Annotated in this window: 4 protein-coding genes and 3 tRNA genes; 5 read left to right on the top strand and 2 right to left on the bottom strand. The window is 52.0% G+C overall.

The annotated features are described in order from the left end of the window. Positions 1–117: 117 nt before the first annotated feature. On the top strand, positions 118–1446 hold the full coding sequence (locus BUB59_RS14780) for a GntR family transcriptional regulator (protein WP_073231394.1): 1329 nt from the start codon (positions 118–120) through the stop codon (positions 1444–1446). Positions 1447–1465: 19 nt separating this feature from the next. Here the strand turns inward: BUB59_RS14780 and BUB59_RS14775 are convergent, their stop codons facing one another. After that, positions 1466–2602 carry a glycosyl hydrolase family 8 gene (locus tag BUB59_RS14775; RefSeq protein ID WP_073231392.1) on the bottom strand — a complete coding sequence of 379 codons (1137 nt, stop codon included), beginning with the start codon at positions 2600–2602 and terminating at the stop codon, positions 1466–1468. Positions 2603–2670: 68 nt separating this feature from the next. Further along, the gene (locus BUB59_RS14770; protein WP_073231390.1) at positions 2671–3906 is read right to left on the bottom strand and encodes a glycoside hydrolase family 18 protein; all 1236 of its coding nucleotides are present in this window, start codon (positions 3904–3906) and stop codon (positions 2671–2673) included. 201 nt (positions 3907–4107) lie between these two features. Here BUB59_RS14770 and BUB59_RS14765 point away from each other — a divergent pair. From BUB59_RS14765 to BUB59_RS14750, 4 genes are all read left to right on the top strand, one after another. After that, positions 4108–4180: transfer RNA gene (locus BUB59_RS14765), tRNA-Thr, on the top strand. Between the two features lie 9 nt (positions 4181–4189). Continuing rightward, positions 4190–4272: transfer RNA gene (locus tag BUB59_RS14760), tRNA-Tyr, on the top strand. Positions 4273–4320: 48 nt separating this feature from the next. Then, positions 4321–4392 (top strand) — tRNA-Thr (locus BUB59_RS14755). A gap of 23 nt (positions 4393–4415) precedes the next feature. Continuing rightward, on the top strand, positions 4416–5044 hold a 629-nt coding region (locus tag BUB59_RS14750; RefSeq protein ID WP_143160347.1), incomplete at its 3' end, for a GTP-binding protein.

The following is a 5044-nucleotide window of genomic DNA, read 5'->3' as shown; positions in this document are numbered from 1 at the left end:
TGAACAATAGACCAAGAAAAAGGCTTGACTACCTAACACCAAATGAGTATCTTTTGAAAAAGTTCAACATTATGCGTTAGCGATTAGAAATCGCCTTTCCTTTACGAGGTAAGGAACGTGCTGATCGAAGAAGTGAAAAAATCCGTTATGAATGCTGGCTTCAAGGACGGGGACAAGATGCCCTCGGTCCGCAAGATGGCCCAGCAGCTCAAGCTCTCGGTGACCACCATCCATAAGGTCTACAAGGTCCTTGCGGCAGAAGGTCAGATCAAGCTGGTCCAGGGCAAGGGATGCTTCTGGGGGAATGTCCCTACGGCTTCCGTGATCCAGGTGGATGATGTTTACTCCAGTATCGAAAAGCAGTTCCTGAAGGATTTAGAGAGCGGCTACCTGAATGCTTTCGAGCAGCTCCCTTCCACGGGAGATCTTTCCATCCGTTACCGCGTCTCTCCCTACATCATCAAGAAGTTTCTGAACCAGAAGGTGGAACAGGGTATCCTGATTCGCAATGGCCGCAAGATGTTCTTCAACGAGGAACGAACGGTGGATTCCTCCAACTACATCATGTTCGTCCATCGCTGTGATGAGCGGGGGAGAATGCGCATCGAGTCCGAACGCGAATCCGACGTTTTCCGCACCTTGGCTCGCATTGCGGGGGAGCAGAATATCGTTGTCCACTTCATTGGCTATCACGAAAAGTCCAATCGTCTTTTCCATCCCGATGGAAGCTCCTTCGTGGTAAAGAACGATTCCCGTTGCCTAGGGGCGTTCCTTTCTACCTGGCTTGTGGTAGATGCCCAGCGACTTTTCGCCCACTTTGCCCATTTCGATAGCCCCATTTCCGTGTGGTGGGAATATGCTCCCGACACCGTCCCTCTCAGCGTCCGCAACAAGAAAAAGTGGGCCTTCTATAACGTAGCCTTCGGCAAGGAAGCGGGTCTCATTGTGGGACAGTACCTGAAGAAGAAAAAGATCGGCCCCGTCCATTACGTCTCCCCTTATCACCTGAGTTTCTGGTCCAAGGCCCGTCTCCAGGGCGTCCAGGATGCCGGTGTGGAAGTGGTCCCCCTGGTGGACGATCGCTTCGCTTCTCCCTTTGACTTGAAGAACTACACGGAGTCCGAGGGTTTAGATAGTCAAGTGTTCCTAGACCAGATGATTGAACAGCTTTTAAGCGGGGCGACGCTGAAACATTTCGTCTGTTCCAACGACTGGGTGGCAACAACCCTCATCGATTATTTCCGCTCGAAGGGGAAGGAAGTTCCCTATGTGGTGGGCTTTGACGATACCATCGACAGCTACCGCTACGTGTTTGATTCCTTCGCCTTTAATGTAGGGACCATGGTGAAGGAAGCGCTTTACCATATTGTGGCACCCACCATATACGCAGAACAGCGGCGCCAGATGCAGGCACCGCTGGGTCGCGTGGTTTCAAAAAATTCTTAAGGTGCGTCGGGCGCACTTGCTATACGTTGAACTTGCCGGAACAGGCAAGGAGTCCTAGCATATACAATGTGCCGTCATAGTAACGCCACAGCCCGCTGGGGATTTCCATGTTCCAGAGATCTTCAGCGAAGGGCTTGATCAGCGGGTCACCTGCGGGTAGGCCTACCGTTGCAGCGCCATTCATGGCGATAAGGCCCCCTGTGGCAGGGCGCGCTTCCCTCGGGAAGGCGCTTCCATCCACACGCATGTCGGCAGGGTAGGGGCGCCTGGAATTCAAGTACCCCAGCAGTTTCTGAATGGCGGAAATTTCCCACTCCCGCACCTGTGCAAGCTCCCCGCAGTTTTCGCCACGGGCAATCCTATCACCGATGGTGGCTGCGTCCAGCCCCAGGTTCCATGCCACACGCCACGCGTCCCCACAGAAGCAGTCGCTTTCAGGATACCAGGGTGTACTTCGGGGCGTACCGTCAAATTCGCTGTACTCGGCGGCAATTCCTGTCACGGGATGTACCGCCTTTTTCAGGTAGGCAGCGCTGTTGGTTGCGATCTTTTTCCAGATGTCATCGCCAGTCGCTTCCCCGTACATGCGGTAGAAAGCGATGGTATTGTAGCTGGGGTCCGTAAAGTCGTTTCCGTCCATAGGGGAGAATCGCACAAGACCAGCATCCACATCCATCATGGTGTGAACCGGCCCCTCGGTAGGCTTGTGGGCCATATCGTTAATCAGCTGGATGGCGTCCTGTTTGTACTTCTCGCAGTTGAATACCTTAGCGCCATAAAGTAGGGCTGCCGCAAAGTATTCCTCCCCGTCGGGAGCAGAACCAGGATCCATGATGGAGAAATCTGTGGTGGAAACCTGCCAGGCGTAATAGCCGGCGTAGGGCGCCTCTGTATTTTTCATATGGCGGCTGGCAAAATTCCACAGCTTGTCAAAAAGCTCCTGCTTGTTCAGCAGTGCGGCGATAGTCATGCCGTAGCTCATGCCTTCGGAACGGATATCGTTATGACCGATGTCCACGATGTAGGCTTCATCGCCCTTCTCGAAGCAGATGCGTTCATTTTCCAAGTCGCCTTCAAACAACTGGCTAAATGCCTTGTTCAGCTTGGCGTCAATTTCCGCGGGAGTCTTTCCGATTTCTTCAAAGATGTTTCTCATGGCAACAAAAATAGGCTTAGAACATTACTGCTAAGCCTGTGTATTTCTTTAAATCGGAATGAACTGTTCTATCTGTTGTAGTAACGTTTCTTTGCCGTCCTGTTTCGGATTCCCGCCTTTTTGTTTCCGGCGTATTTGCCCAGGGCGTCGTATGTATAACTGGCTCTTGCTGCCTGCGGGGTCAACAAGTCGCGTTTCTTCCCGATGGAAATGTTCCCTTCCAGCAGGACCCTCGATGCGGTGCTTACGATGGGCTGCGTCTCTGTTTCCATGTAGTCGTGGGACAATTCCCAGATCATGGCGCCTGCGTAGTTGTTTTCGTAAATCCAGATCGCTTTTGCGGCGGTGGACTGGGCGTTCTCGAAGGTGACGAACTTGTGCTCGGCGATGCCGTAAGGTTCCTTGGAAACATCGTCGTAGTAATAATCCCAATTCGCGAGTTTCAGGATTTCTGCGTAGCTTTCCTGTTCGGCTGTGTCAAAATCTGAACCAGGTCCCGTAGCTCCGTAAAATACGAAACCGAAACTGGGGATTCCCATGACCATCTTGCTTGCGGGTACGCCTCGCTTGGTCCAGTATGCCGCAGACTGTGTCCAGGACCAGGTGGTCCACTTGGAGTTGGGGAATAGGGGGGAATCGAATCTAGCCTTGTCATCCCAGTCGCCGGTAATGTCGTAAGTCATCAGGCCGAACCAGTCCAGGTTGGCGAGCAGCACTTCTGCGGTGAAGTATTTTCCGTAATAGTCGCTGCAGGGCAGCGCCGCGGATAAGGTGACCCCTTGGGGGAGGCTTGCACGTATTTCGGTCAGGAGCTTGTTGTAGCCGGCGGTGTCCTCGCTTGCTACGGGAACCTTGTCGAATTCCCAGTCCATGTCCACTCCGTCCAGGTTATGGGCCGCTACGAAGTTCGTCAGTTTCTTCACGAAGTTACTGCGAAGCTTGTCATTCTTGGAAACGGGGGCGAAATATTTGCATTGTCCCGCGCCGCCCAGGGAGATGATTGCCTTTGTACCCACGGCGTGGGCCTGGGATACCATCAGGTCCAGCTCTGTAGGGTCGTCAATGGCGTCCCCGCTGAGGTTTCCGTTTGCGTCCGGATAGATAAAACTCCAGATGACGTGGGTAAGCTGCCTATAGGGTACTAAATCCACTGAGTAGCTGGGGGTATTCCAGATGCTCCAGTCCGCATAATATCCCGCCAGAATCCTTTGGGGGACTTTTTCGCCGGTCACCTGTGAAAATGTGGTGGTTACAAGTAGAAAAATAGCCGAAAAAAACGCTTTCACAAATGCATCTAACTTCATGTCTGTAATATACTTTCATGCATCGAAAGTTGCAAAAAATCGTTATTAACAGTCTATCCACACTCTTTTAGGCCTTATGTGTACATATTTTTTGAAAAAATGCAACTTTTTTTGCAAAAAACGCCCAAAACCGTTGACAAGATAAGGTATTTCTTATTAAATTTGGCACACTCTAACATTCAGCAATGAATTAAGAGAAATGCCAAAGTAGCTCAGCTGGTAGAGCAGCTGATTTGTAATCAGCCGGTCGTAGGTTCGATTCCTATCTTTGGCTCGACATAATGGGTAGGTGCCCGAGTGGTTAAAGGGGACGGACTGTAAATCCGTTGGCTCACGCCTACAGTGGTTCGAAACCACTCCTACCCACTGTAAAACACGGCCTCATGGAACCAGAGAGCGTTCCATGAGGCTTATGCCCAGGTAGCTCAGTGGTAGAGCACTTCCTTGGTAAGGAAGAGGTCTCGGGTCCGACTCCCGATCTGGGCTCTCACTAAATTGGAGATAGAATCATGGCAAAAGAACATTTTGACAGAAGCAAGCCGCACTGCAACATTGGCACTATCGGCCACGTTGACCACGGTAAGACCACTCTGACCGCTGCAATCTGCACCACCCTCGCTGCAAAGGGTCTCGCAGCTGCAAAGCGTTTCGACGAAATCGATAACGCTCCCGAAGAAAAGGCTCGTGGTATCACGATTAACACCTCTCACGTGGAATACACTTCTGCCGCACGTCACTACGCACACGTTGACTGCCCGGGCCATGCTGACTACGTTAAGAACATGGTTACTGGTGCTGCTCAGATGGACGGCGCAATCCTCGTCGTTGCTGCTACTGACGGTCCCATGCCTCAGACTCGCGAACACATCCTTCTTGCTCACCAGGTTGGCGTGCCCAAGATCGTTGTTTTCATGAACAAGGTTGACATGGTTGATGACGTTGAACTCCTCGACCTCGTCGAAATGGAAGTTCGCGACCTCCTCTCCAAGTACGAATTTGACGGCGACAACACCCCGATCATCCGCGGTTCTGCACTCAAGGCTCTCGAAGGCGACGCAGAATACCAGGACAAGATCATGGAACTCATGGAAGCATGCGACACCTACATTCCGCTGCCTGCCCGTGAAACCGAAAAGCC

Source organism: Fibrobacter sp. UWEL (genome assembly GCF_900142535.1).
Lineage (GTDB): Bacteria > Fibrobacterota > Fibrobacteria > Fibrobacterales > Fibrobacteraceae > Fibrobacter.
The sequence above is the reverse complement of the archived record's forward strand: the minus strand, read 5'-3'. Positions and strand labels throughout refer to the sequence as shown.